Source organism: Natronococcus pandeyae, assembly GCF_008122205.1.
GTDB classification, from domain to species: Archaea; Halobacteriota; Halobacteria; order Halobacteriales; family Natrialbaceae; genus Natronococcus; species Natronococcus pandeyae.
Genome location: NZ_PHNJ01000008.1, coordinates 1 through 25,293, shown reverse-complemented (window position 1 = coordinate 25,293; position 25,293 = coordinate 1). Strand labels below are relative to the sequence as shown.

The following is a 25,293-nucleotide window of genomic DNA, read 5'->3' as shown; positions in this document are numbered from 1 at the left end:
CGTTACTCGTCCGCCTCGAGCGTCTCTGGCGTCTCGGGTTCGACGCCTGCGAGTCGCATCGCGTTACCCGTCACGCCGAGGCTCATCCCCATGTCGCCGATGACGACCGCGTGGATCACGGTCACGATTCCGAACGGCGCGCCGGCCGCGAGCACGGCCTTGACGGCCAGGCTCGACCAGATGTTCTGTCGGATGACGCCGTTCGCCTTCCCCGAGAGGGCATAGAGGTACGGCAGGCGGGTGAGATCGTCGCCCATCAGCGCGACGTCGGCCGTCTCGAGCGCCGTGTCGGTCCCCGCGGCGCCCATCGCGATGCCGACGGTGGCGGTCGCGAGCGCGGGCGCGTCGTTGATTCCGTCGCCGACCATGGCGACCCGGCCGTCGCCGTGCTCGTTCTCCAATTTCCGAATCAACTCGAGTTTTTCGTCGGGCAGCAACTCGGCGTGGTACTCGTCGATCTCGACCTGGTTGGCAATGGCTCGCGCGGTCCCCTGGTTGTCTCCGGTGAGCATCACGACGCGGACGCCCTGCTCCTGCAGTTTGGAGACGGCCCACTTCGCTTCAGGACGAACCCGATCCGCGACGCCGACGACGCCGATCGGTCCGTCCTCGGTGCCGACGATCACGACGGTCTTCCCCTCGGCCTGGAGATCTGGTACGACCTCCGCGAGGACGTCGAGACACGCCTCGCGCTCGCACTGGGACTCAGCCTCGTAGCCCATCGACTCGAGCGTCAGCCCGCCGTCGGTCGTCGCGTGGACGTGTTTCAGGTCCGCCAGCCCCTCGAAGAGCTCGGGTTTGCCGACGTAGTGGGTGGTGCCGTCGATATCGGCGCGGACCCCCTTCCCGGTCAGCGCCTCGAATCCGGAGACGTCCGGGTCGTCGGGGTCGAGCCCGCGCTCCTCGGCGTAGCCGACGATCGCCTGCCCGATCGGGTGTTCGCTCCGCCGTTCTGCGGCGCTGGCGCGGCGGAGGACGTCCTCCTCGTCGGCGCCCTCGAGCGGGATGACGTCAGTGACGGAGAGATCGCCGGTGGTCAGCGTCCCCGTCTTGTCGACCGCGAGGACGTCGCTCTCGCCGACGGCCTCGAGGTGGCGCCCACCCTTAATCAGGACGCCGTTTCGCGCGGCGCTGGTGATCCCCGAGACGACGCTGACGGGCGTCGAGATGACCAGCGCGCAGGGACAGGAGATCACGAGCAGCGTCAGCCCGACGACGAACCAGTAGCTCCAGGACGCGCCGAACAGCAGCGGTGGCGCGAGCGCGGCCGCGACTGCGAGGGTGACGACGATCGGCGTGTAGACGCTCGCGAAGCGGTCGATGAACTGCTCGCGCTCGGTCTGCTCGCGCTCGGCGTCCTCGACCATGCGGACGATCCGGGCGATCGTCGACTCGTCGGCCTCGCTCTCGACCTCGACCTCGAGGTAGCCGGACTCGGCGATCGTCCCGGCGTAGACCTCGTCGTCGGCGGTCTTGTCCTCGGGGACGCTCTCGCCCGTGATCGGCGACTGGTCGACCGCGCTCGTCCCCTCGACGACGACGCCGTCGGCCGGAATCTTCTCGCCCGGCCGGACCACGACGAGGTCGCCGATCTCGAGTTCGTCCGCCGGAATCGTCTCCTCGGTCCCGTCCTCGCGTCGAACCGTCGCGGTGTCCGGCGAGAGATCCATCAGCTCTCGCAGCGAGTCGCGGGCGCGGTCCATCGAGAACCGCTCGAGCAACTGAGCGACGCTGAACAGAACCGCGAGCATCGCGCCCTCGAAGGGGTGGTGGGCCGCGACGCTGGCGACGATGCCGACGCTCATCAGAAAGTCGATGTCGAGGCTCCGGTTTCGCGCCGAGTAGTAACCGTTCCGGAGGATCGGCGCGCCGGCGACGACGACGGCCGCGATGAACAGCAGGTGTGATAGTTCGTACGTGCGGCCGGCGGCGGTGGCGAGGGCGGGATCGAGCGCGGGGAGGACGAACTCGAGGACCATCCCCACGACAAGGAAGACGGCACCGATCCCCGTGCCGACGGCTCGGCGGCTTCGCCAGACCGCCTCCGTTTCGGCCATCGAGTCGCGTTCGTCGGCGATCGGTGTCGCTTCGTAGCCGGCGGACTCGATCGCTCCGGTGATCGTCTCGGGGTCGGTTCCGTCGACGCCCGTCACGGTAACCCGTCCCGTCGCGGGTCGAGTCTCGATTTTGGAGAGGCCCTCGACGCCGTCGAGCGCGTTCTCGACCTTCGCCGCACAGGAGGGGCAGTCCATGTCGGGGACGGAGACCGTGAGTTCGGACGCCGCCGATTCGATGCCGTAGCCCGCCGCCTGTACGCGCTCGCGGATCGCCGACTCGCTCGTCAGCGTCGGATCGTACTCGACGACGAGGCGGCCGCTCGTTACCCGCGGCTCGAGACGGTCGATGCCGTCGAGTCGCTCGACGCTGTTTTTCACCTTGCCGGCACAGGAGGGGCAGTCCATCTCGGGGACCCGCAACTCGAGCGTGCGACTCGAGCCCGGCCGTTCGGTGGAGGGCTCGCTCATCACCACCTCGTAGTTCCTCGGATAGTATACGGGTTATTTGGCGTGCGCCAAACGACGATCAGAGCGTGCCGTTCGCGCCGGCGGCCGCCAGCGTCTCGATCGACTCGTTCTCGGCGACGAACGCCGTCGCGAGGGCCGACTCGGCGCGGCGAAGTCGGTAGGAGAGCGTCGATCGCGGGACGTCCAGTCGGTCAGCGAGTTCCGAGAGTTCGATCCGTCGGGGCGTCTCGTAGTAGCCGTGTTCGACGGCCGCCCGCAGCGCCTCGCGCTGTTCGATGGGAACCGAGTCGTCGGGATCCGTCCTGTGGCGGTCCGGATCGAGTTCCGTCAGTCGAAGCATCTCCATACCCGTACACTCGCCGACCTCGTCGCTCAGCGCGTCGAAGAAGTCGTGGATCGGCGCGTCGCTGGCGAGGACGATCCGCCAGCGGTAGCGCCGGCCCTCGCGGTAGGTCTCGAACAGCAGGCCGTCGCCGAGGTACTCGAGCGCAACGTGAGGGACCGACGTACAGACCTCCGTGCGGTCCCAGTAGGTGTAGACGACCAGCGTGTCGCTCGAGCGGTCGAGCACTTGCGTCTCGACCTCGGCGCCGCAGTGGTCTTTCACCAGGCAGTCAGCGAAGTAGTCCGCCGTCTCGTAGGCCGCCTCGAGCTCCGCGAGCGCCTCCTCGGACCCCGTCGCGAGGTCGACCCGCCAGAGGCTGTCGGCGGAGACGTGACACGACAGCGACCGGACCGACGTGTCGGGGTGGGCTGCGAGCACGTCCGCGACCGGGTTCGTTCCCGGATCGTACTCGAGGGTGAAGACGAATTCTCTCATTACCGGCCGGTACGGTCCGATGAGGCAAAACGCTCCCGGCGTCTCGCAGCGTCGGGTGTACGCCGGTTTCGAACCGTCTGCGTCGTTGCGTATTGTCACACCGAAAATTATTTACTTACTATATGTTAACTCAACTTCGATGACACGTCGTCCGTTTCTCGCAGCGCTATTCGTCGCGCTCGCCGGCTGTGGGACGGTCCGCCGCTCGCCGGATCGCCGGCCGGACGCACCCGAGGTGAAAGCCGTCGTGAGCGCGGACCACGACGCCGAGGCGGACGTCGTCAGGTTCACCGTTCGGCGGAGCACCGGGCTCCGGCCGAATCTCGTCGACGAAGTGTACGTGGAAACCCCCGACGGCGACCGACAGGTCTGGGTGACGGCCGAGGACGGAAACGGCGACGAACCGCTCGTCGAAGACGGCGCGTCGTTCGTCGTGGACGTCGGACGAAAGGGCCGCTACGCGCTCGCCGTCGATCAGTCCGACGACGAACTGGCGAGGGTCGTGCTCGAGCACGTCGAGGTCGAGCCGTGACGGGGCGCGGCGTCAGTCGCCGTCGGCTCGCCCTGATCGCCCTCGTCGGCCTCGTGCTGATCGGCGCGGCGGTCGTCGGCGTGCGGGTCGCGGACCAGCGCGTGATGCTCGACCGCGGCGAGCCGCCGGTCGACACCGACGGCGATCCCGAGGAGATAATCGTCGACGCGGCTCAGCGCTTTCACACGACGGACTTCGCCGCCGAGCGGACGACGACCGTCCGTAATGTCGAGACGACGAACTCGACGCAGGACCTCCCCGCCGACCCCGAGTCGACGCTCCCGGCCGACGGCGTCGTGCTCGAGCAAGAACTGACGATCCACCACGAAACGCGGCAGTTCCGCGTCGACTACCGGACGCAACACGATCCGTCCGTCGACGATCGGCTCGTCCACGTCGGTCCTCCCGGCGGCGCCGTCTGGTGGCAAATGGAGTTTCTCCTCCGACCGAGAGGCGTAGAGACCGGCGCAGCGACCATGTACGCGGACGACGCGAGCATCGTCGTCGACGAACCCTGGCGGGACGAACCCCGCCGCGAGCCGGCCGACGACGGCGTCCCCTACGAGAACGTGTACGACGACCTCGTCTACCAGTTCCACGATCCGCGCCAGCCCTGGACCGTCGTTGACCGTACGGATGAGCGGGTCCTCCTCGAACTGAGCGATCCGGACGACTACTACGACGCCGTACAAATGTCCCCGCTGGAAACCCACCGCGAGATACACGACGAGAGCCGCGTGCGCGTCCACGTCGACGCGGAGAGCGGATACATCACACGGATCGAAGAGGATCGCGTCGTCACTCAGGCGGACACTGACAGCATCGGCCGCGGCGACGATCACGAACTCGAGCAGCGCGTCCACTACCGGATCGTCACCGAGTACGAGTACGACGTCGACGAGCCGTCGCCGCCCGCGGGCACGCCGAGCAGGTCCTGGGAAGCGTGGTGGCTGGACATCCTGCGCTACTGACCCTCGAGGGGAAGACGAACGCACTCATACCGGTTCTGCAGGGGCACGCGAAAGAGGGTTCCCGGTCGCTCGCGTAGTTCCGACAGTGAGTTCGGCCGTGATCCAGTGGCTCCGGGGACTGTGGCGGTTCTACCTCGAGTACACTCAGACGCGTCTCCACGCGGCGACGGCGGCGGCGTTCGCTATTTTCGGACTGCTCGTCTTCGTCGACCCGCTGTTCGCCGCTCTGGCTATCGCCTCCTACGTCCTCCCGCCGGTGGTCATGTACGTCCTCGCGGACGATCCGATCGACGAGTACGTCCGAGACGAGCGCCCGGCGGACGCAGACGAGAGTTCGGCAGAAGCGATGCTGGCTCGAGACGCCTCGAGGCTCGCCGGGGAGACGACGACGGACGGCGGAGCAGGCGAGACGGATCGGTCCACGCCCGCCGACGAGAGCAGGTTGGCCGACGAGCGCAAGAGCGTCGATACGGATTCGGATCACGACGACGGTGACACGGACTTCGACAGCGATGACGGGGATACGGACTCGGACAGCGACGACGGCGACACCGATTCAGATCGTGACGACGGCGATACTGACTCGGATAGCGACGACGGTGATACCGATTCTGACAGCGACAGTTGAACGAGGGGGACGCTCGAGAGCGGACTGAAATAAATGGCCGGGAGCGCGGTCGGCGAAATTCGCCGACCGCGGGATCCGGGGAAAGGCAGGCAGTTACACTATAATCGCCGCGAGCGCCGCAGGCGCGAGCGGGCCGACGACTGATGTGAACGAGCGACTGCGCGGCGCGAAGCGCCGCGGAAAGGCGAACGGCGAAGCCGTGAGCTAAGGAGCGAGAGAACGGAAGGAGGAGTGCTTTTCATCGAAGTTTTGCCGAGCGTCGGCGAGACGTACGCCAGCAAAGCTGGCGCCGTCTCGCCCGAGCGCAGCGCAAAAGTTCGTTCCTTAGAAACCTTTTCCGAGCATCTCGCGGGCGATAACGTTCTTCTGGATCTCGGTGGTGCCCTCGTAGATCTGGGTGATCTTGGCGTCGCGGTAGAACCGCTCGACGGGGAAGTCGTTGACGTAGCCGGCACCGCCGTGGATCTGGACGGCCTCGTCGGCGACGTCGACGGCGACGCGGGAGGCGTACTCCTTGGCCATCGAGGCGAGTTTCGTGATGTCCTCGCCCTGATCGACCTTCCAGGCGGACTTGTAGGTCAGGTTGCGGGCGGCCTCGGTGTTCGTGGCCATCTCGGCGAGTTTGTGCTGGATGGCCTGGAACTCCGAGATCGACTGGCCGAACTGCTCGCGGTCCTCGGCGTACTCGAGGGCGGCGCGGGTGGCCCCCTTCGCGATGCCGACGCCCTGGGCCGCGACTGCAGTACGGGTCTCGTCGAAGAACTGCATCTGCTGCATGAAGGCGGCGTCTTTGGTGCCGATGAGGTTCTCCTCGGGGACGCGGACGTCGTCGAAGATGAGTTCGGCGGTGTCGGAGGCGCGGATACCGAGTTTGCCGGTGATCTTCTCGGCCTCGAAGCCGTCGCGGTCGGACTCGACGACGATCTGGCTGAAGCCGTTGTACCGACCCTCGGCGTCGGGGTTGGTCTCACAGAGCACGACGAAGAAGTCGCCGATCGAGCCGTTGGTGATCCACATCTTGTTGCCGTTGATCACCCACTCGTCGCCGTCCTTCTCCGCCTGCGTCGAAACCGACGAGACGTCGGAGCCGGTGTCGGGTTCGGAGATCGCCGCGCCGGAGATCTTCTCGCCCATCGCGACGGGCTCTAAGAAGCGTTCCTTCTGATCCTCGGTCCCGAAGTTCATGATCGCTTCGCAGCCGAACGACGTCGAGACGATCGAGAGTGCGATGCCGGGATCGTAAGAAAACAGCTCTTCCGTGATGATCGCGGTGTCGAGGATGGAGTAGCCGGCGCCGCCGTACTCCATCGGGATGTAGGCACCGGTCAGCCCCATCTCGGCGGCCTTGTCGATGACGTCGTGGGGATACTTTTCTTCCTCGTCGTACTCCTGGGCGACGGGGACGATTTCGTTCTCCGCGAATCGGGTGATTTCGTCGCGGATCTGCTCTTGTTCTTCGGTGAGACCGAATTCCATAGACGATCGTTATCTATGGAGCGGTAAAGAGGTTTGTAACCGTGAATAAACGGAACTATAGTTTTATTTACCAGAGAGGGAAACGTTCAAACGGGTGCACATTGCATAGACGTCCATGGAGCTAGACGATATCAACACCATAGCAGTTCTTGGAGCGGGTAACATGGGTCACGGTATCGCGGAGGTCGCCGCGATGGCCGGCTATGACGTCAACATGCGCGACATCAAAGAGGAGTTCGTCCAGGACGGCTACGACCAGATCGAGTGGTCGCTGAACAAACTCGCGGAGAACGACCAGCTCTCCGAGGAGGAAGCCGACGCCGCCCTCGAGCGCGTGACGCCGCTGGTCGACATGGAGGAAGCCTGCGGGAACGCCGACGTCGTCATCGAGGCCGTCCCGGAGAAGATGGAGATCAAGCAGGACGTCTACGAGGAGCTCGAGGCGGCCGCGCCCGACCGAGCGATCTTCGCGACGAACACCTCGAGTCTCTCGATTACGGATCTGGCCGAGTTCACCGACCGACCGGAGCAGTTCTGCGGGATGCACTTTTTCAACCCGCCGGTTCGGATGCCGCTCGTCGAAGTGATCTCGGGCGCCGAGAGCGACGAGGAGACGCTCGACCTGATCGAAGACCTCGCCGCAGACTTCGACAAGTCGCCCGTGCGCGTCCACAAGGACTCGCCCGGCTTCATCGTCAATCGCATTCTCGTCCCGCTGATGAACGAGGCCTGCTGGCTCGTCCACGAGGACGAGGCGACGATCGCCGAGGTCGATTCGACGACGAAATACGATATGGGCCTGCCGATGGGCTCGTTCGAACTCGGCGACCAGGTCGGTAACGACATCAGCTACCACGTGCTCGACTACATGCACGACGTGCTCGGCGACGCCTACGAGCCGTGTCCGCTGCTCGAGGAGAAGGTCGAGAACGAGGAACTCGGCAAGAAGACCGGCAAGGGGTTCTACGATTACGAGGACGGCGAGGGCGCCGAGATCCCGACCGACGAGCAGTCCGACCTCGTCAAGGAACGACTGACCGCCACGATGGCGAACGAGGTCGCCAAGCTGATCGGCGGCGACGTCGCCCCGCCGGAGTCGATCGACGAGGCGACGAAGCTCGGTGCCGGCTTCCCCGACGGACCGGTCAAGCTGGCCGACGAGTTCGGCCTCGAGACGGTTCTCGAGGCGCTCGAGGAGGCCCACGAGAAGACGGGCCACGAGCGCTACGAGCCCGCCGACTATCTACAGGAACGCGCCGAGGAAGTCGGCTCGTTCTACGAGGCCGACGAGGACGAAGACGGGGGCGTCGAGTTCGAGGCGATCCGCATCGAGCACCCCGGCGAGATGGTCGGCCACATCGTGCTCGACCGACCACACCGCATGAACACCATCAGCGGCGAACTCCTCGACGAGCTGTCGGAGGCGGTCGACATCCTCGAGGAGGACGACGAGGTTCGGTCGATCCTCATCACCGGCGAGGGCGACCGTGCCTTCTCCGCGGGGGCCGACGTCCAGAGCATGGCCGCCGGCGGTGCGGATCCGCTCGGCGCCGTCGAACTCTCGAAGAAGGGCCAGTCCACGTTCGGCAAACTCGAGGCCGCGGATATTCCCGTCGTCGCGGGCATCGACGGCTACTGTCTCGGCGGCGGGATGGAGCTGTCGACCTGCGCGGATATCCGCGTCGCGAGCGAGCGCTCGCAGTTCGGACAGCCCGAACTCGACCTCGGTCTGATCCCCGGCTGGGGCGGGACCCAGCGACTCGCGAACGTCATCGGCGAGGGGCCGGCGAAGGAGATCATCCTCACCGCCGACCGCTACGAGGCCGACGAGATGAAGCGATTCGGCTTCGTTACCGACGTCGTCGACAACGCAGACCTCGAGGAGCGAGCGTTCGAACTGGCAGCCGATCTGGCGGGCGGCCCACCGATCGCGACGAAGTACACCAAGCGCGCGATGCTCGCCGGTCGCCACGACACCGACGCCGGCCTCGAGTACGAGGCCGCCGCGTTCGGCCAGCTGATGGCGACTGACGACCTCATGGAGGGTATCACGGCCTTCATGGGTGACGAGGATCCGGAGTTCGAGGGGAAGTGAACGGCCCACGGCGCTCCGCCCGAGTGGTTCGCAGGTGACGACATCGGGTCGAGAACAGGCTTGGATTCACCTCCCCTATCCACGGCGCACCGAATCGCCCTCTCGTTACTCAGATTACAAGTGGTCGCGAAATTTATCACAGCTCGAGATTATATATAAACCGTGACTGTAACAGATGATGAAAACGGAGGGCGATCAGATGAGTAACGGGCAAACCGTGCTCGTCGTCGACGACGAGTCGCAGCTTGCAGATCTCTTCGCGACGTGGCTCACTTCGGAGTGGACGACCGAAACGGCCTACGATGGGACGGAAGCACTCGAAAAAATGGACGCGTCGGTCGACGTCGTTCTCCTGGACCGGCGGATGCCGGGTCGATCCGGTGACGACGTCCTCGAGGAGATTCGTGCGGAGGGATACGACTGCCGCGTCATCATGGTGACGGCGGTCGATCCCGACTTCGACATCATCGAGATGGGGTTCGACGACTACCTCGTCAAACCCGTCTCGAAGGACGAACTCATCGAACTGGTCACGGAAGTCGCCGGCCGTTCGGAGTACGAGTCGACGATCCGAGACTACTACGCGCTCGTCTCGAAGAAGGCGTTACTCGAGTCCGAGAAGGGAGACCACGAACTCGCGGACAGCGACGGGTACCAGGATCTCCGTCAGAGAGTCGAGGATCTCGAACATCGCCTCGAGGACACGGTCGACGAACTGGCGACGCACGACGACTTCGTCGGCGCGTTCGAGGACCTCGAGTCCGAGTACTGACTCTCGGCTACGGTGCCTGCCCGTAGATCAGGTTGCGCTGGACTTCGTTTGCCCCCTCGTAGATGACGGGAATCCGAGCGTCCCGGTAGGCGCGGGCGATCCGTCGCTCGTCGAGGACCGATCGGCCGCCGTGGAACTGCATCCCCTGCTCCGAGACGTCGACGGCCGCTTCGGTTGCCTTCGTCTTCGCCATCGCTGCCCAGTAGCCGGCCTGGGTTCCGTTCTCGACGTTCTCGCAGGCGCGCCAGGTGAGCGTCCGAGCGCTCTCGAACTCGATGAGCATGTCCGCGAGGCCGTGCTGGACCGCCTGGAACTCGTTTATCGTCCGGCCGAACTCCTCGCGGTCGTGGGTGAACTCCCAGGCTTCCTCGATGGCAGCGGTGGCGATGCCGAGGCCGTGGCCGGCGACGATCACGCGACCGTGGTTGAAGAAGTCGGCGAGCATCATGAACCCGGCTCCCTCGTGGCCGATCAGGTTCTCCTCGGGGATGCGGCAGTCGTCGAACGTGATGTGGGCCTGCTTGGAGGCGCGCATCGCCATCTTTTCGGGGATGTGCTCGGCCTCGTACCCCTCGGTGTCGGTCGGCACGATGAACATCGAGTGGTTTCCGTAGCGGTTGTCTTCGTCGTCGCCCGTTCGTGCGTACAGCGTAACCCAGTCCGCTTCGACCCCGTTGCCGATCCAGTACTTTTCGCCGTTGATGACGTACTCGTCTCCCTCTTTCTCCGCACGGGTCTGCATTCCCGCAAGATCGCTCCCCGTCTCGGGCTCGGAGACGGCGAGCCCGGAGATCTGGTCGCCCTCCGCGACCGGGCGGATGTACTCTTCGCACTGCTCGTCGGAGCCGTACTCGTAGGTGATTTCGCAGCCGAAACTCGCCAGTTGGAGGGTGAGGGCGATGCCCGCGTCCGCACGGTAGAACTCCTCGGTGAGCGCGAGCAGCTGCGGGAGGTCGAGTCCCCGGCCGCCCCACTCTTCCGGGATATCCTGGGCGACGAGGTTCGCTTCCTGGCCCGCCTCGAGGATCTCGTGGGGATACTCGCCCGACTGAAAGTACTCCTGGGCGTTGGGTTCGATCTGTTCGCGGGCGAACTCGCGAGCCTCGGATTTTATCGCGTGTGCGTGCTCCGGAACGACGCTTTGGTCCAGCAACTCCATATCGTGTCGATCGATATCAACACCCAAATAGGCAGGGCTGGCGTGATACGCCGAGCGACGCCGACTCGAGCCGGTTCGAGAGAGCCATCAGAGCGACTGCGCCTGGTCGTCCGTATGGAGGTCCGTTCCTCGCAGTCGCTGGATGTCCCAGGCGACGTCGGTAACGATGTGGGCGTAGAGTACGGCGGCCGTGACGACGCCGAGTGGCAGGCTCGTGAGCGCGAGCGCTGGAACGAGGATGCCGGTGAGCAACAGGTGGCTCAACAGTCGCGTGAGCGCGCCGACGTCACCCCGACTGAAGATTCGATCCTGCTCGGTGAAGGCGGCGAGTGGATTGACGAAACAGAACCGGAGGGCGTTCCAGGTCCCCGTCTTGAAACGAGCGATGAGGAAGTGGTCGAGGTCGATGAACACGCCGAGAGCCGTGCCGTAGACCACGACGGCGAGGCCGGGAACGGTCGTTCCACCGACTTCGACTGGCTCGAGTACGGAGACGAAAGCTGCGGAGACGACGAGCGAAACGGCCGCGTGGTGTTTCGAATAGATCGAGTCTCACCCGAGAGAAGCGACGACGCGGAGCCACTAAATGGTCTCCCAGTCCTCACCCGGCGAATCCTGAAAGCAGCCAGTCGCCGTCCTCGCGCTCCTCGTCGGCGATTCCCGGCGCGCTCACGAGGACGAAGGCACTCTCGTGATCCCCGTTGCGAATCTGGCGCGTCGACTCCGGTGGAATCCACAGCGCGTCACCGGTCTCCATCTCGACGGGTTCGTCGTCGATGATGACCGTCGCCTCGCCCTCGATGAGGACGTACACTTCCTCGTGTTCGTTGTCCGCGTGGTCGTGTGGCTGACTGTTCCAGCCCGGATCGCAGCGTGCAACCGTCACGCCAACCTGCTCGGTCTCGAGCGGGTCGCTCAAAAAGTGCATCGCACTCGAGACCTGATCGACGTCCTCGTAATTGACCTTCCGGTAAGACATGGCTGATAGTACGTCGGGGCAATAGTAAAACCACGCGTTCTCTGAAAAGAGGAACTCGTCTTGATCGGTCCCGACTACCCGTAGAAGCGGCGTCCGGCACGGGTAGGTGAAAACTGGCTCGTCGATCATACTGCCGGACAGAACTATTTGAAGATCGATCGCTCGGACGCGGTCGTCTCCAGCGGCGACGGCCGCTACTTCGCGATCGACTTCTCATTGACTTCTGTCCGACAGTATCAGTCCCGTGTTCAGCCGGTACTGTTCGAAACTGACTGTGCGTTTCCGACTCTCTACGGGGCGCCCCTCCAGAACGAATCACTGAGCCTGTCCTACGTTCGCTGGCCGACCTTACTGTCCGCTGCCGTCCTGCGAGATCGGATCGAAGCTATCGACCGGCGTCACGGAGTAGTCGACCGTCAGTGCGTCCTTGGTCGCCCGAATCTTTCCGACGAACGTCGAGATATCCTCGAGTTCGCCCTCGAGGACGAACAGTTCCATACAGTAGTGGTCGCCGACGTGGCTGTGGAAGTTCGAGGCGACGAGGTCCTCGTGTTCGTGACGCAGGTGCATCATTCGCTCCTCGACGCTCGTCGTCTCGTAGTCGAACAGCACGGTGACGATCCCCATCAGATCGCGGTCCTCGAGTCGAGTGTCCTCGAACTCGCCGAGGAGGTTTCGGGAGGCCTCCCTGACGACTTCACTGCGACCGGTGTAGCCGTGTTCGTCGGCGAACTGGTCGAGTCGCTCGAGGAGTTCGTCCGGCATCGAGACGCTGACAACTGCCATATAATAACTCGAAGGCGTTCAACTATTAAGGTTTACCATCGCATCCGGGGCTGGCCGAAACCATCGGTAGCCGATTCACCCGCAACCGACTTCACAGTGTGTATCGGCCACACAACGTTTTGGCAATCCACAGCGAGGGTGAGATATGTTCTTGCCACACCAGGCCTGGCCCGACCTCGCCGACTACGTCTCGAGCGAGTCGCTCGCGGTCGTTCCGCTCGGCTCGACGGAACAGCACGGCCCTCACCTGCCCGAGGGTACCGACTACCTGATCGCGGACGCGCTCGCTCGAGCGGCGACCGACCGCACCGGCCACCTCTGTACGCCGCCGATTCCGATCGGCGTTAGCTCTCACCACCGGCAGTTCCACGGGACGATGTGGGTCGACCCGCCGGTGTTTCGCGACTACGTGGAGAATCTCTCGCGGAATCTCACCTACCACGGTATCGACCGGATCGTTTTCGTCAACGCTCACGGTGGAAACGTCGCTCACCTCCGCGAGGTCGGCCGCCGACTGCACGAGGACGAGACTGCCTTCGCCATCGAGTGGATGTGGGACGAATCGATCCCCGGACTCATCGAGGAGGTCTTCGAAACGCCCGGCCCCCACGGCGGCCCGAAGGAGACGGCGATGATCATGCACATCGCCGAGGAACTCGTCCACGAGGATCGCCTCGAGCAGGCCCGGGACGGCGGCGCGGTCTTCGACTACGACGCCGAGCGCGTCCACGGCGCGACGACGTTCTACGATTCGATCGAGAACAGTCCGAACGGCGTCTTCGGCGACCAGACCGACGCGACGCCGAGGGTCGGCGAACGGCTCTTCGAGGCCGCGACGGACCAACTCGTCGCGCTGCTCGAGTGGCTCGACGACCAGCCGTTCGACGGTCTCATGCCGGAGCCGCATCTCGATCCCAAGCCCGGAAGCGGCGGATAAGCTGGGTCCGTGTGTTCGGCATGCACACGACGGGTGCCGTCGGCCAATCGTCTATTCCCGAACGTCTCATCCTGCACAGACAGTCGTCGACCGCCGGGGCAACAGTCTGCTGTGCGGTGGCCATAACGGTACTGTACGGGTTCGCCACCTACGGAATCCATCCGGGACGCCAGTCTCCGGAGGAACGCGTCCTGGTCGACGGACCCGAAGAGTAGCGGCTGTAGCCAGCCAACAGCTATTTGTACGGGCGAGTGCTGGTCCCACGAAAACGGTGCCTTCCGTGCTCTCAACAGCTCATCGTTCGAATCGACTCCTGCTTGCCGTCTCGTTCGCGCTGTTCGCCGGTGCCGGCGCGGCGACCGCCGCCGGAGATACCCTCGGACTGACCGCAGGCGCGACCGCGCTCGCCGTCGGCGGCGTCTACTGCACCGCCCACTACGCCGACCGCATCTCTCGAAAAGAACTCGCCCAGCTCGCCCTCGGGCTCTGGATCGGCTTTCTCGCCATCAGTGGCCTTCATCTCGCCGGCCTCGGAACGGTCGCGTCGGTCGTTCCCGGCTCGACGACGGTTCTCGTGCACTCGCTGATGGCCGTCACGTGGGCGTCGTTGCTCTCGTCGTGTTCGGCGACGGTCTTCCTCGGGTTCCGCGAGTACGCGCGAACGGGGACCGAGCTGTCCGACGAGCAGGTGCTCGAGGGCGAGACGACCTCCGATTACTCCACGCGATAACTCACCGCGATCCCCTCCCCGAGCGGGAGAACGATCGTCTCGAACGCCGGATCCGCCGTCACGCGCTCGAGGTAGTCGGCGATCCCTTGCGTGTGTTCGTCCACCTCGCCAGGATCGTCCCCTTCTGCAATCGCGAGCAATTTCTCGAAGTTTATCGGCCCCGCAGTGATCGCGTTGTCCGCGACGACGACGCCGCCGACGGGCACCTTCGAGCGAACGGCCTCGAAGGCGTCGGCGTAGCGGTGTTTCTGGTGGTCGATCAACACCGCGTCGAACGGCCCCTCGTAGTCGTCGATCGTCTCGAGCGCATCGCCGCGTTCGTACCGCGCCTGGGCGTCGTACCCACCGGCGGTCATGTACTCGCGGGCGAGCTCGAGTTCGTCTTCGTCGACTTCGGTGAGGACGATCTCGCCGTCCGCGGGAAGCGCATCGGCGAACCAGTAGGCCGAGTAGCCGTAGCCGGAGCCGAACTCGAAGATCCGTTCGGCGTCGGCGAGTCGGGCGACGAACCGAAGGAAGGTGCCGACCTCGGGACCGACGTGGGGGAACCCCTCGTCGCGGGCGTACTCGTCCATCTCTCGGAGCGTCTCGTCGGGATCCGGGCCGACTGCGCGCACGAAGCGAACGATCTCGTCTGAAAGGATCTCCGTCATACCGGCTCGTACGGACCGGACCACATAGAGTTCCGGGACGGCAACGAATTTTGAGTCGTGCGACTAACTATCACACTATGACCGAGGACCTTTCAGCCGAGACGCTCGCGCGTGCCGCCGACAAATACGGCATTTCCGTTACCGACGAGGAGCGGTCCGAGCACCTCGAGACCGCCAGGACGCTGGCAGCGACGGCGGATACCTTCGACGTCGAGCCACCGACGAGCGACGAGCCGAACGAAACCCGAGACGGCGACGATCCGCACAACGCGTTCCGAACCCGATTCGAGCTCTCGCCGACGGCGGAGGGGGCGCTCGAGGGGCTCGAGATCGCGGTCAAGGAAAACGTCGCCGTCGCCGGCGTCGAGACGACCTGTGGGTCGCCCGGCTTCACCTACACGCCCCCGTACAGCGCGACGGCTGTCGAACGACTCCGGGACGCTGGCGCCGCGATCGTCGGCACCACGAACATGGACGAGTTCGCCTTCTTCACGACCGGCGAGACCTGCGCGCACGGCCGGACCGAGAACCCCGTCGTCGACGGCTGCGTTCCGGGTGGTTCCTCGAGCGGCAGCGGGGCCGCGGTCGCCGCCGGACTGGTCGACTGCGCGCTCGGCACGGACACCGGCGGCTCGATCCGCATTCCTGCCTCGTTCTGCGGCGTCGTCGGCGTCAAGCCGACCCACCGGCTGGTGTCTCGGTTTGGCGTCGTCGACCTCTCGCTCTCGCTCGATCACGTCGGGCCGCTGGCCCCCGACGTCGAAACGGCCGCCGAGGTCACAGCCGCGGTCGCGGGGCCGGACGTCGCCGATCCGTCGACGCACGCGACGCCCCACGTTGCGGCGAGCGACCTCACGGCGGACCTCGAGGCCGGCGTCGACGGACTCGCCCTCGGCGTCGTCGAGGAGTCGATGGCCGCCGCGGACGACGCGGTCGAACGGGCGATGGAGGAGACGCTCGCGGACCTCGAGTCCGCGGGTGCGACTGTAACGCGACGCTCGCTCGAGGGCTACGACCTCGTCGGACCGGCAGTCGGCACGATCTCCGGGGCGGAGTTCGCGTCGTTCGTCGCGAACGCCGGGGTGTCGTACGGTGTCGGAACTGGAACGACGGCGCCGCTTCGCGACGCGCTCGCGGAGGCGACCGAGGGGAGCGAGTTCGGGGCAAACGTCCAAGAACAGTTGCTCTACCACGGCGCGCTCAACGAGCACCTCGAGGGGCGTCAGTACGTCGCCGCGATGGATTTCGGCCGTCGGTTCACGGCAACCGTCCGCGAACACCTCTCCGAAGTCGACGCGCTCGTGACGCCGACGACGCCGATGGCTGCCCCGCCATTCGGCTCCGTCGAGGGGATGGACGGGCTGTTACGAACCATCGCGAACACCGCGCCGTTCAACCTGACCGGGACGCCCGCCGTTTCGGTCCCGTGTGGCGAGACAGCGGAAACTAACGCGGACGAGCCGAAGCCGGTCGGGCTCCAGGTCGTCACGGACTGGCACGACGAGGCGACGGCGCTGCAGATCGCTCGAGCGGTCGAAGAGAGAACGTAGTCGCTCGTCGTCTTCGGACCTTCGAGCCCGGTGGCTACTCGCTCGAGAGCTCCGCCAGCGCGCCGGCGAGCACCCGCGTCGCGGTCGCGCAGTCCTCCCAGTCGGTCCACTCCCGCGGGTTGTGCGAGATGCCGTCCCGCGAGGGCGCAAATATCATGCCGGCGTCGGTGACCCGCGCGACGCGCATCGCGTCGTGAGCTGCCCCGGAGTGCATCGAGAGGGCCTCGACGTCGGCCTCCGACGCGCCCGCTTCGAAGGCGCGCTGGCAGCGATCGCTCATCGGTGCGGGCTCGAGTTCGAGTTCGAGCGCGAACGACGTCTCGACGCTGCGCTCGTCGCCGATCCGGCCGAGACTTTGTTCGGCGCGCTCGAGGATCGCCGTCATCGTCTCGTAGTCGACGTCACGGACGTCGACGCCGAGTTCGACCTCGCCGGGAACGACGTTCGTCGCGTTCGGTCGCACGTCGCAGCCGCCGACGGTCGCGACAGCCGTGTTCTCGCCCGCAAGCGCGTGGTCGCGGCCCGCGCGCTCGAGTTCGAGGACGAACTCGCTCGCGGCCGCCAGCGCGTCGCGTCGCTCGTCCATCGGCGTCGCGCCCGCGTGGTTCGCCTCGCCGACGACGCGGGCGGTCGACTGGCTGATTCCCGTGATCGTCGTCACGATGCCGACCGGAACGTCGGCGCGCTCGAGTCGCGTGTCCTGTTCGACGTGCAGTTCGAGGAAGGCGTCCCACGCGCTCGCGTCGAGGCGGCCCTCGCCGCGGTACCCGATGCCGGTGAGGGCGTCCTCGAGAGTCGTCCCCTCGCCGTCGGTCAGCGCGAGCGCGTCGTCGACGCCGCGCTGGCCGGTCGCAACCGCCGATCCCAGCATCCCGCCGCCAAAGCACGTGCCCTCTTCCTCGGTGAAACAGACGACCGTGATCGGTCTGGCGGGTTCGACTCCCTCCTCTTGGAGCCCGCGGACGGCCTCGAGCGCGCCGTAGACGCCCAGCGGCCCGTCGAAGATTCCACCTTCGGGGACCGAATCGAGGTGGCTCCCGACCGCGACGGGTGCGGCGTCGGGGTCGGCGCTCGGCGGCGTCCACGTGGCCGCGATATTTCCGACCGCGTCGACCTCGACCGAGAGATCCGCTTCCTTGGATCGGTCGACGAAGCGATCTCGGGCCGCCCGGTTCGCCTCGGTACCCACGAGAACGGTTCGGCCGTGACCGGTTTCGGACTCGGTCGAGCCGAAGGTCGCGTTCGTCTCGATGTCCGTTCGGAGTCGCTGCTGACTGACGTCCATACGTCCTCGTTTCGCGCGGGGAAAGAGATGGTTTCGCTCCGTCTCGGTCCATCGGTCGATCTCCCGACGCCACATTTTTTGCCGCTCCGAACCGTCGTCTTCTCCGAGATGAGTGTCGAACATCCGCTCGCGGAGTACGTCGACAACCTGGTGTACGAACCGGTACAGGTCCACGAACACGGGATCGATCTGACGGTGAGCGCGATCTACGAGGTCGCTGCCCCCGGCCGCATCGACTTCGGCGGCGACGAACTCGAGGACGCCGACCTCGAGCCGGTTCCGACGGAGCTTCGCGATCCCGACGACGAGTACGGCTGGTGGGAACTCGACGGCGGCCAGTACGTCTTCCAGCACAACGAGTTCCTCACCGATCTCGAGACGCCGCTGTTGCTCCAGCCGACGAACGAACTGCTCGCCCGCGGCGGCTCTCATCCGACGGTGCAGGTGGCCTCACACCTGCCGCTGATGCCGCTAACCGTCGCCGGCGGCGGGCTCGAAATCAAGGAGAACGCTCGCGTCTCGACGCTCGCCCCGTCGGGGGCCGGACAGCTCGAGTGAGTCACCGATTCGACTCCAATCAGATACCTGTCGATTGGACGAAACGTACCGTTCCAGGCGATCGGAGATTCTGGTAAACGGCCGTATCGTTCAGCGCGATCAGCGTAGCTGCTGAACGAGTCCGTCATCGCGAACTCGATTGCGTTGGTGATCTTGTTCTGGTTTCCTCTGTAACCGCTTCTGCCCACAGCGCAACGTGAACCCCAGTTCTTTCGAACGGCAGAGTTTCCATATCCCGGACCTGCCGGCCACTGTCTGCCAAACGAGTCGGTTCCCGGTGTGTCCACAGAAATAAACGTGGAGTTTATTTATCGTTCACCAAGAACTAAATATCATTATTGATAATCACGTGCTATGGTAGTTAATCGCGAATCAAAGATCACGATTGCCGTCGGGTTAGTGGCCGGTGCGACTGCGTGGGTAGTCGGATACATCCTCACCTACGCCGCCGCGATCGGCGACGTGCAAGCGAGTGAGGATTTCGAGTCGCTAGAAGCAGCGACCGGGGAGGACCTGGCGGTCGAGATGATCGGGTTGCTATTCTTCAACGCGCACAACGTCCCCGCCGACGCGCCACAGTATAGCGTCTTGCAAGCACTCGATCCGCGTCACAACTTCATCCTGGCGGAGGGAGGAAGTACCCTGGTGCTGTACGCCGTTCCGATACTGGTTCTGCTGTTCGCTGGTGCAATAGTCACGCGGTACACACAGACGGTCCGCGGATCGGTAACGGATGCTGCACTCACCGGGTCGATCGTCATCGTCGGCTACCTCCCACTCGTGATCCTGGGGACGTTCGTCTTCACGGTCGCACCGGGTGAGGAAGCGATGGCACCCAACCTCCTCCTGTCGATCGGATTCGCCGGGACGTTCTACCCGCTCGTATTCGGTGCGATCGGTGGCGTCATTGCCTACTTTGCCACACGTGCTCCACGGAACGACTCGGTCTCCGAACCGAACAGTACCTGACGGACTCGAGAGTCGGTCGACGGATTCGATCGAGACGACGGATTAGCTACGGACGTGGTGTCGACTCAATCTGCATCACTAAACGCCCTCTCAGTACAGCAACGCCGAACAGTCAGTTGGGCACTGATCGAATCGATCTGGGTCTTCTACAGCGTGTTGGATTTTTTACAGCGTGCTGGATCCGATGGGTCATTTCTCTCCGGGATGGCTACGTACCGGCGCTGGAACGAGAGTCGCTTCGCGTCGCCAGTGTAGCGCTGCCTTCCGTGAAGGGTCCCGACGGTATTAGGTCCGCTGTCGTCATCGGACGGTCGCTGTCGTCCCCGACCCGAGCGGCAGTGCTGGCATGGCCGTCTCTCGACGGTGGCGGGACGCTGCACGCTCGTGGCACTCACTGGCATCAGCAGACAGTGAGTTGCTCTCCAAAAGAACCCGTCCGAGTGATCCGGCGGAAAGTCTCGAGGTGCACCGACTCCCACCCATCTTCGAAGGCCGAGCTCGTGAGTACGTGTCTCGTTCTGCGTCGCTGCCGAGCAACTCACGAGCGATTCCTGGGAGGATTGGGCGTATCAAACTACGGAAATCAGTTCTACTGGAAGCAACGAGGCGGGATCGAAGCCAGATCCATGCCACAGTAGCACATTTTTCGATAATTGCAGACTGTTCGGTACGCTGTTAGATCGTAAACTGGTTCGCGACAATCATCAACGATAACGATAGATCCACACCCACACATCTACCAGCGGCAACTACTATCTCGTGTGTTTAGCTATCGTTTAGCGAATGAAATTCGCCGGATAGAGCGTCTGCTGGGGCAGAAGTTTTCGATCAGATCGTCACGGACCAATATCTTGTACAGACCTATCACCAGTAGTGTTACTCGAGTGGCCGGTGAATCAGACCGTTGCAGCGTTCTCAACTGAATGATTATCGAGTTGTGTAAACTCTGAACCGTATCTGTGTTTAATTATAACTGGCACCGCCGATCCTCTTGCCTTCGAATACGAGGGCAAAGGTAACCATCCAATGAAAAGAGAGACGCAAACCCAGGTTCTTGCAGTACTGTTAGCTATGCTTATGGCTACGTCAGCGGCGTTCGCTGGCGTCGGCTCGGTCGCGGCACAGACGACCGAGGATGAGGCAGTCGAACAGGTCAACGAGGATATCGAGGAGATCAACCCGCAGTTCGAAAACGTCGAAGACATCGAACAGATCGATGAGTTCGATGGAGAGGTTCAGGAAGACCTGCAGGATGAGCTCTTCACCAAGATCGTAGACGAGATCAACGCGCAGTCCCAGGAGATCCTCGGCGAGGATATCGCCGACGACGTCGACACGCCCGAGGAAGCACGCGAAGAAGCTGACGAGATCGAAGAGCAGTACGGTGCTGCAGCCCAGGAAGCCGTTGACGCCCTGAACAACGGCGCGGACACCGTCGAAGACTGGCAGCAGCTCGCTGACGAACTCGAGGAAGCTGACGAGGAAGCACCGGAAGACGATGACGCGCCTGTCGACGACGATGACGCACCCGTCGATGACGACGAAGATGCACCTGTCGACGACGATGAGGACGCACCTGTCGATGACGACGACGCACCCGTCGACGATGATGACGCGCCCGTCGACGATGACGAGGACAGTCCAGTCGACGTTGACGAGGACAACGAAACCGTCGAAGTCGACGAGAACGTCTCCGTCGGTGACGACGACCTCCCGGAAGACGATGAGGACAGCCCCGTAGATGACGTGGGTGACGAAGTCGGTGACGAGGTTCCTGCTGAAGAACTTCCGATCACTAATCTCGACGCCGAGTTCGTCGGTTGTAACGAAGTAGTGCTGGCCGGTGCCGAGATCGAATCGATCACTGAAGGCGACGTGACGCTGAACTTCTTCAACCAGGAAGCCGAGGCCAGCGAGTCGCTGACGATCGACGCCTCCGAACTGAGCGAGCCCGAAGACCTCGAGGAGAACCCGGAGATCGCTGAGGCGACGCTCGAGGACGATCTGCAGATCACCACGGCTGGTGACGTCGAGATCGTGAGCGTTCAGATCGGTGACGAAACGCTCGAGAATCCGAACGACTGCGGTCCCGTTGACGACGACACGCCTGTCGGTGATGACGACGACGCCCCAGTCGACGATGACGACGACGCTCCCGTTGACGACGACGACGCACCCGTTGACGACGATGACGCACCCGTCGATGACGACGAAGATGCACCTGTCGACGATGGCGACGACGCTCCCGTTGACGACGACGACGCACCTGTCGACGATGACGACGACGCTCCCGTTGACGACGACGATGACGCACCTGTCGACGATGACGACGACGTAGACGTCCCTGACGACGTCGATACGATCGTCGTCGAGGAGCTTACCGTCGAAGAGCTCACCGTCGAGGAACTCACCGTCGAAAACGTCTTCGTCGTCGTTGACGGCGACGTCGAAGACATCGACGAGCTGCCGGACGACCCCACCGATGACGAACCCGTCGACGAGCCAACTGACGACGAACCCGCCGACGACACTGACGACGAACACTGCCCATAACGGGCACCCATCGAATTCGAACGCCGAGAACGAGTATCGCGCGGCTCAGTAAACCCAGCCGATGTGACATTCACCTTTTTCGATTAGTTGGGAGAAGAGTTCCTTGCCCGAGCGCAGTGTCCCATCTTTGTGAGCGTTATCGTGAACTGATGGATCTGATATCGTCCCATTATCAGTGCCGTCTGAACTCCACGTGACGGGCGTCGTCTTCGTGACGCCTCGAGTTCGGATCGGAGTCGCAGGCCGGACGCCCGAACAGTTGATCGTACGGGATTCGGTCGCAGAACGCTGGAATTCAGGGACGTGCTGATCCCGAGGAGAGAGTGTCGAAGGATCCCTGCTGTCAGTCTCTGGAAGAGAACGGTATCGGAACGGAACGACTGGAATCGTATCTGTTCGTGCTCTTGCCGGAGTCGTTGTGGAAAATACTACGACCCCCGTCGAGCACGTCAACTCTGTCGGCAGCGCTACCACGACTCGTGGAGTGGGCTACAGGGCTATCCACGAAACCCCTCGCTGTCTCACTACCACTCACTGTTGCAAGAGCGCGAAATTTTCTCTCTCACCAGTTCCATATGCAAGACAAATGATGGCTGTAAATAATAAAGCATGACGATAAATAATTAAAGAACGTGAGCAAGTCAGATACCCAGAAGAGAGTATCGAGAAGAGCGAACGGAACCGTGAACGACGAAACCCCGAGTGCGACATCGCGTCACCGACGGGGAGTGCTCAAATCGATAGGCGTCGCGGGTGTGGCAACTGTCCTCCCCACCGGGAGCGCGACAGCACTCGACCTCGGGACGACGCTCGACGAGACACTGGACACTGCGACTGATTCCCTGCAGGAGGTTCTCGTCGTCCTCGAGACGGTCGACGACATCGCACTCCTGGATACGCTTTCGCTCCCGGACGGATACTTCGGGTTCGAGACGTTGCCGATCGCGTACACCAGAGCGCCCGGAACGCTCCTCGAGACGATCGCCGACCTCCCGGAAGTGGTCAGCGTCGTTCCGAACCGGGAACTCGAGTACTACAACGACGACGCCCGCGCGACCACGAACGCACAGGAAGTTCAGGCTGGCGAGGGAGTAGACGGCTACACCGGCGAGAACGTTCACAGCGTCGTTATCGACTCGGGCGTCGACGGTCTGCACCCCGATCTCACCGACAACCTCGTCGCGAACTGGCGCTGGATCGGTGACCCGCTCACCGACGACGGTGACACCACCCTCTGGGCCGACGCGGGACCGATCAACACCGACGACAACGGCCACGGGACGCACTGCTCGGGAACGGTCGCTGGGAACGGCACCCAGAGTGAGGGCGAGTTCAGCGGGATGGCACCCGACGCCGACCTGACGGTCTACTCGGCGGGATTGACGCTTCTCCTGGTCAAGGTCGTCGCTGCGTACGATCACATGATTAGCCAAAAACGGGCCGGTGAAACTGACGTGCAGGTCGTCTCGAATTCCTACGGGATCACCGACGACGGCGACTTCGATCCCGATATGCCCGAAAACGTCGCCACCTGGGAGGCGCTCCAGGAGAACATTCTGCCCGTGTTCGCCGCCGGTAACTCCGGCCCGGAGACGAACACGCTCAACGCCCTCGCACGGGCACCGAACGTCCTCGGTGTCGCAGCCACCCACGCCGACCAGTCGGTCGCGGCGTTCTCCTCACGCGGACGATCCGACGATTTCCACGGTGAGTCGAACTACGATCGGGAGAAAGCCTACGAGAACCTCGAGACGTACCGGACCGACGGTGACGTCGATGGCCCGCTCGGATTGTACCGCAACGGAACCGGAGCGAAGGGCGCGGACGTGCTGAGTACGATGAACCCGGCTCATCCACTCCAGGCGGTTGGGGACGACACGGAACTCTTCTACGGTTCACTCGACGGAACGAGCATGTCCTGCCCGGCCGTCGCCGGCTGTGCGACGCTAGTGATCGACGCGTACGTCGAAACCCACGGGACGGTACCCGACTCGATCGACGTCCTCAACACGCTCGAGGCGACGGCCGATCTCGACGCCATCGACGACGTCGACGACCCCGACGGTGCGGACGAGTACACCGCGGAGAACATCGGAACTGGGTACGTCGACGCTCTCGCGGCGGTTCAGCGCGCGGAGGACGGCGATCTCGCGGGCTTCGGCGAGGCCGAGATCGCACCCAGCGGGGGCGACGACGAGGATACCGGGGAATCGGAAGACGTCTCGCCGTCGTCCCCTGATAGGGACCGGTGACGGGACACGGTACGATGGGTCTGTAGTCGAAGCACGGCGGTCGAGCGCCGTTCTCGCCGCACGTCAGTGGGGCTCTCGCGGGTGCTCGTGCGCTTCTCAGCGGGACCCGCTCGAAGGACTCGCTACCGGGTCGGATTCGGGCCGATCGTCCTGGACTGGCCGATTGGAAGCCGCACTGAGGGGTATCAGGACTATCCCACCCTTTTCATATTGTTCCATACGTGGAATGTAGCCGTTCGATCCGTTCGGCACCGTTGCTACTGAAACATGTAGCCTGGTCGACTGAAATCGAGCTTAACTGACGTTCATGATAGAGTCCGTGGAAACCAGTTACGTTCGGAGCCGAAAACGGACTGCCGATCGAACGAAAACTATCAGGAGGCCGTATATTGGCCGGCTCAGCGCCGAACGAGAGTATATCAAGAATAATAGTTGCACACATATTTTAGTGTCGCAGCTGCATCGAATATCGAGATCTCCTTAGAAAAGCAATAAGACCGTCTCAGAAAAGAAATAAACTATGAACTATTGTCCTGTTATAACCAGGCAGTCAGTCTACGGACGGATGCCTTCCGAAGGAATCACCCGAGGAGGGCAGTGATCGCATGAGCAAAACACGACACACACTGATCGCACTGGCACTTGCAACATTTATGATTACGTCAGCATTCGCTGGCGTAGGCTCGGTCGCGGCACAGACGACCGAGGACGAGGCAGTCGAACAGGTCAACGAGGATATCGAGGATATTAATCCGCAGTTCGAAAACGTCGAAGACATCGAACAGATAGATGAGTTCGACGAGGAGATTCAGGAAGACCTGCAGGATGAACTCTTTACCAAGATTGTAGACGAGATCAACGCGCAGTCCCAGGAGATCCTCGGTGAGGACATCGCCGACGATGTCGACACGCCCGAGGAGGCACGCGAAGAAGCCGATGAGATCGAAGAAGAGTACGGCGCTGCAGCCCAGGAAGCCGTTGACGCCCTGAACAACGGCGCGGACACCGTCGAAGACTGGCAGCAGCTCGCTGACGAACTCGAGGAAGCTGACGAGGAAGCACC

General features: G+C 63.6%; 21 protein-coding genes and 2 pseudogenes. 14 read left to right on the top strand and 9 right to left on the bottom strand.

Features of this window, described 5'->3' with window-relative positions; genetic code table 11:
• Positions 1-2: 2 nt before the first annotated feature.
• Both CV102_RS15000 and CV102_RS14995 read right to left on the bottom strand, forming a co-directional pair.
• The gene (locus CV102_RS15000) at positions 3-2,525 is read right to left on the bottom strand and encodes a heavy metal translocating P-type ATPase (RefSeq protein WP_148858826.1); all 2,523 of its coding nucleotides are present in this window, start codon (positions 2,523-2,525) and stop codon (positions 3-5) included.
• A 58-nt stretch (positions 2,526-2,583) separates the two neighbouring features.
• Complete coding sequence (locus tag CV102_RS14995) at positions 2,584-3,345, bottom strand: helix-turn-helix domain-containing protein (RefSeq protein ID WP_148858825.1); 762 nt, start codon at positions 3,343-3,345, stop codon at positions 2,584-2,586.
• Between the two features lie 139 nt (positions 3,346-3,484).
• On the opposite strand from CV102_RS14995, the gene CV102_RS14990 reads away from it, so the two are divergent.
• From CV102_RS14990 to CV102_RS14980, 3 genes are all read left to right on the top strand, one after another.
• The gene (locus CV102_RS14990; protein ID WP_148858824.1) at positions 3,485-3,877 is read left to right on the top strand and encodes a hypothetical protein; all 393 of its coding nucleotides are present in this window, start codon (positions 3,485-3,487) and stop codon (positions 3,875-3,877) included.
• Entirely contained in the window at positions 3,874-4,848 is a 975-nt protein-coding gene (locus CV102_RS14985) for a hypothetical protein (RefSeq protein WP_148858823.1), read from the top strand. The genes CV102_RS14990 and CV102_RS14985 overlap by 4 nt, the downstream gene beginning before the upstream one ends.
• Before the next feature lie 85 nt (positions 4,849-4,933).
• Complete coding sequence (locus CV102_RS14980) at positions 4,934-5,476, top strand: hypothetical protein (protein ID WP_148858822.1); 543 nt, start codon at positions 4,934-4,936, stop codon at positions 5,474-5,476.
• Between the two features lie 324 nt (positions 5,477-5,800).
• Here CV102_RS14980 and CV102_RS14975 read toward each other — a convergent pair whose 3' ends face one another.
• Positions 5,801-6,952, bottom strand: coding sequence for an acyl-CoA dehydrogenase family protein (locus CV102_RS14975; protein WP_148858821.1), 1,152 nt, complete (start codon positions 6,950-6,952; stop codon positions 5,801-5,803).
• 115 nt (positions 6,953-7,067) lie between these two features.
• Here CV102_RS14975 and CV102_RS14970 point away from each other — a divergent pair, with 115 nt between their 5' ends.
• Positions 7,068-9,047: a 3-hydroxyacyl-CoA dehydrogenase/enoyl-CoA hydratase family protein gene (locus tag CV102_RS14970; RefSeq protein WP_148858820.1), complete on the top strand. Its 1,980-nt coding sequence runs from the start codon at positions 7,068-7,070 to the stop codon at positions 9,045-9,047.
• A 199-nt stretch (positions 9,048-9,246) separates the two neighbouring features.
• On the top strand, positions 9,247-9,819 hold the full coding sequence (locus CV102_RS14965) for a HalX domain-containing protein (RefSeq protein WP_148858819.1): 573 nt from the start codon (positions 9,247-9,249) through the stop codon (positions 9,817-9,819).
• 7 nt (positions 9,820-9,826) lie between these two features.
• On the opposite strand, the gene CV102_RS14960 is transcribed toward CV102_RS14965, so the two are convergent.
• The 4 genes from CV102_RS14960 to nikR all read right to left on the bottom strand — a co-directional run bounded on the left by CV102_RS14960 (position 9,827) and on the right by nikR (position 12,743).
• Positions 9,827-10,978 carry an acyl-CoA dehydrogenase family protein gene (locus CV102_RS14960; RefSeq protein WP_148858818.1) on the bottom strand — a complete coding sequence of 384 codons (1,152 nt, stop codon included), beginning with the start codon at positions 10,976-10,978 and terminating at the stop codon, positions 9,827-9,829.
• Positions 10,979-11,065: 87 nt separating this feature from the next.
• Positions 11,066-11,416, bottom strand: a complete 351-nt coding sequence (locus tag CV102_RS14955) for a hypothetical protein (protein ID WP_233710708.1) — start codon at positions 11,414-11,416, stop codon at positions 11,066-11,068.
• 163 nt (positions 11,417-11,579) lie between these two features.
• A complete protein-coding gene (locus CV102_RS14950) occupies positions 11,580-11,957 on the bottom strand; it encodes a cupin domain-containing protein (RefSeq protein ID WP_148858816.1) in 378 nt (125 codons plus the stop codon).
• Between the two features lie 348 nt (positions 11,958-12,305).
• Positions 12,306-12,743 carry a nickel-responsive transcriptional regulator NikR gene (gene nikR / locus CV102_RS14945; RefSeq protein WP_148858815.1) on the bottom strand — a complete coding sequence of 146 codons (438 nt, stop codon included), beginning with the start codon at positions 12,741-12,743 and terminating at the stop codon, positions 12,306-12,308.
• Positions 12,744-12,888: 145 nt separating this feature from the next.
• On the opposite strand from nikR, the gene CV102_RS14940 reads away from it, so the two are divergent.
• From CV102_RS14940 to CV102_RS14930, 3 genes and pseudogenes are all read left to right on the top strand, one after another.
• The gene (locus tag CV102_RS14940; protein WP_148858814.1) at positions 12,889-13,680 is read left to right on the top strand and encodes a creatininase family protein; all 792 of its coding nucleotides are present in this window, start codon (positions 12,889-12,891) and stop codon (positions 13,678-13,680) included.
• An 86-nt stretch (positions 13,681-13,766) separates the two neighbouring features.
• Positions 13,767-13,895: pseudogene (locus CV102_RS26645) on the top strand (DUF1467 domain-containing protein); the annotation flags it as partial.
• Positions 13,896-13,951: 56 nt separating this feature from the next.
• Positions 13,952-14,410, top strand: a complete 459-nt coding sequence (locus CV102_RS14930) for a hypothetical protein (RefSeq protein WP_148858813.1) — start codon at positions 13,952-13,954, stop codon at positions 14,408-14,410.
• On the opposite strand, the gene CV102_RS14925 is transcribed toward CV102_RS14930, so the two are convergent.
• Positions 14,395-15,063 (bottom strand): O-methyltransferase, encoded by a 669-nt coding sequence (locus tag CV102_RS14925; RefSeq protein WP_148858812.1) that lies wholly within the window; start codon positions 15,061-15,063, stop codon positions 14,395-14,397. The genes CV102_RS14930 and CV102_RS14925 overlap by 16 nt on opposite strands.
• 77 nt (positions 15,064-15,140) lie before the next feature.
• Between CV102_RS14925 and CV102_RS14920 the strand changes: the two genes are divergently transcribed.
• On the top strand, positions 15,141-16,613 hold the full coding sequence (locus tag CV102_RS14920) for an amidase (RefSeq protein WP_148858811.1): 1,473 nt from the start codon (positions 15,141-15,143) through the stop codon (positions 16,611-16,613).
• Positions 16,614-16,647: 34 nt separating this feature from the next.
• On the opposite strand, the gene CV102_RS14915 is transcribed toward CV102_RS14920, so the two are convergent.
• Complete coding sequence (locus CV102_RS14915; RefSeq protein WP_148858810.1) at positions 16,648-17,898, bottom strand: Zn-dependent hydrolase; 1,251 nt, start codon at positions 17,896-17,898, stop codon at positions 16,648-16,650.
• A gap of 108 nt (positions 17,899-18,006) precedes the next feature.
• Here CV102_RS14915 and CV102_RS14910 point away from each other — a divergent pair, with 108 nt between their 5' ends.
• The 5 genes and pseudogenes from CV102_RS14910 to CV102_RS14885 form a co-directional block, all read left to right on the top strand.
• Positions 18,007-18,456: a dCTP deaminase gene (locus CV102_RS14910; RefSeq protein WP_148858809.1), complete on the top strand. Its 450-nt coding sequence runs from the start codon at positions 18,007-18,009 to the stop codon at positions 18,454-18,456.
• 354 nt (positions 18,457-18,810) lie between these two features.
• Positions 18,811-19,425: a hypothetical protein gene (locus CV102_RS14900; protein WP_148858808.1), complete on the top strand. Its 615-nt coding sequence runs from the start codon at positions 18,811-18,813 to the stop codon at positions 19,423-19,425.
• 1,077 nt (positions 19,426-20,502) lie between these two features.
• Positions 20,503-21,978 (top strand): hypothetical protein, encoded by a 1,476-nt coding sequence (locus tag CV102_RS14895; protein WP_148858807.1) that lies wholly within the window; start codon positions 20,503-20,505, stop codon positions 21,976-21,978.
• Between the two features lie 755 nt (positions 21,979-22,733).
• Positions 22,734-24,230: a S8 family peptidase gene (locus tag CV102_RS14890; protein ID WP_233710707.1), complete on the top strand. Its 1,497-nt coding sequence runs from the start codon at positions 22,734-22,736 to the stop codon at positions 24,228-24,230.
• A gap of 605 nt (positions 24,231-24,835) precedes the next feature.
• Positions 24,836-25,293, top strand: a pseudogene (locus CV102_RS14885) (hypothetical protein); the annotation flags it as partial.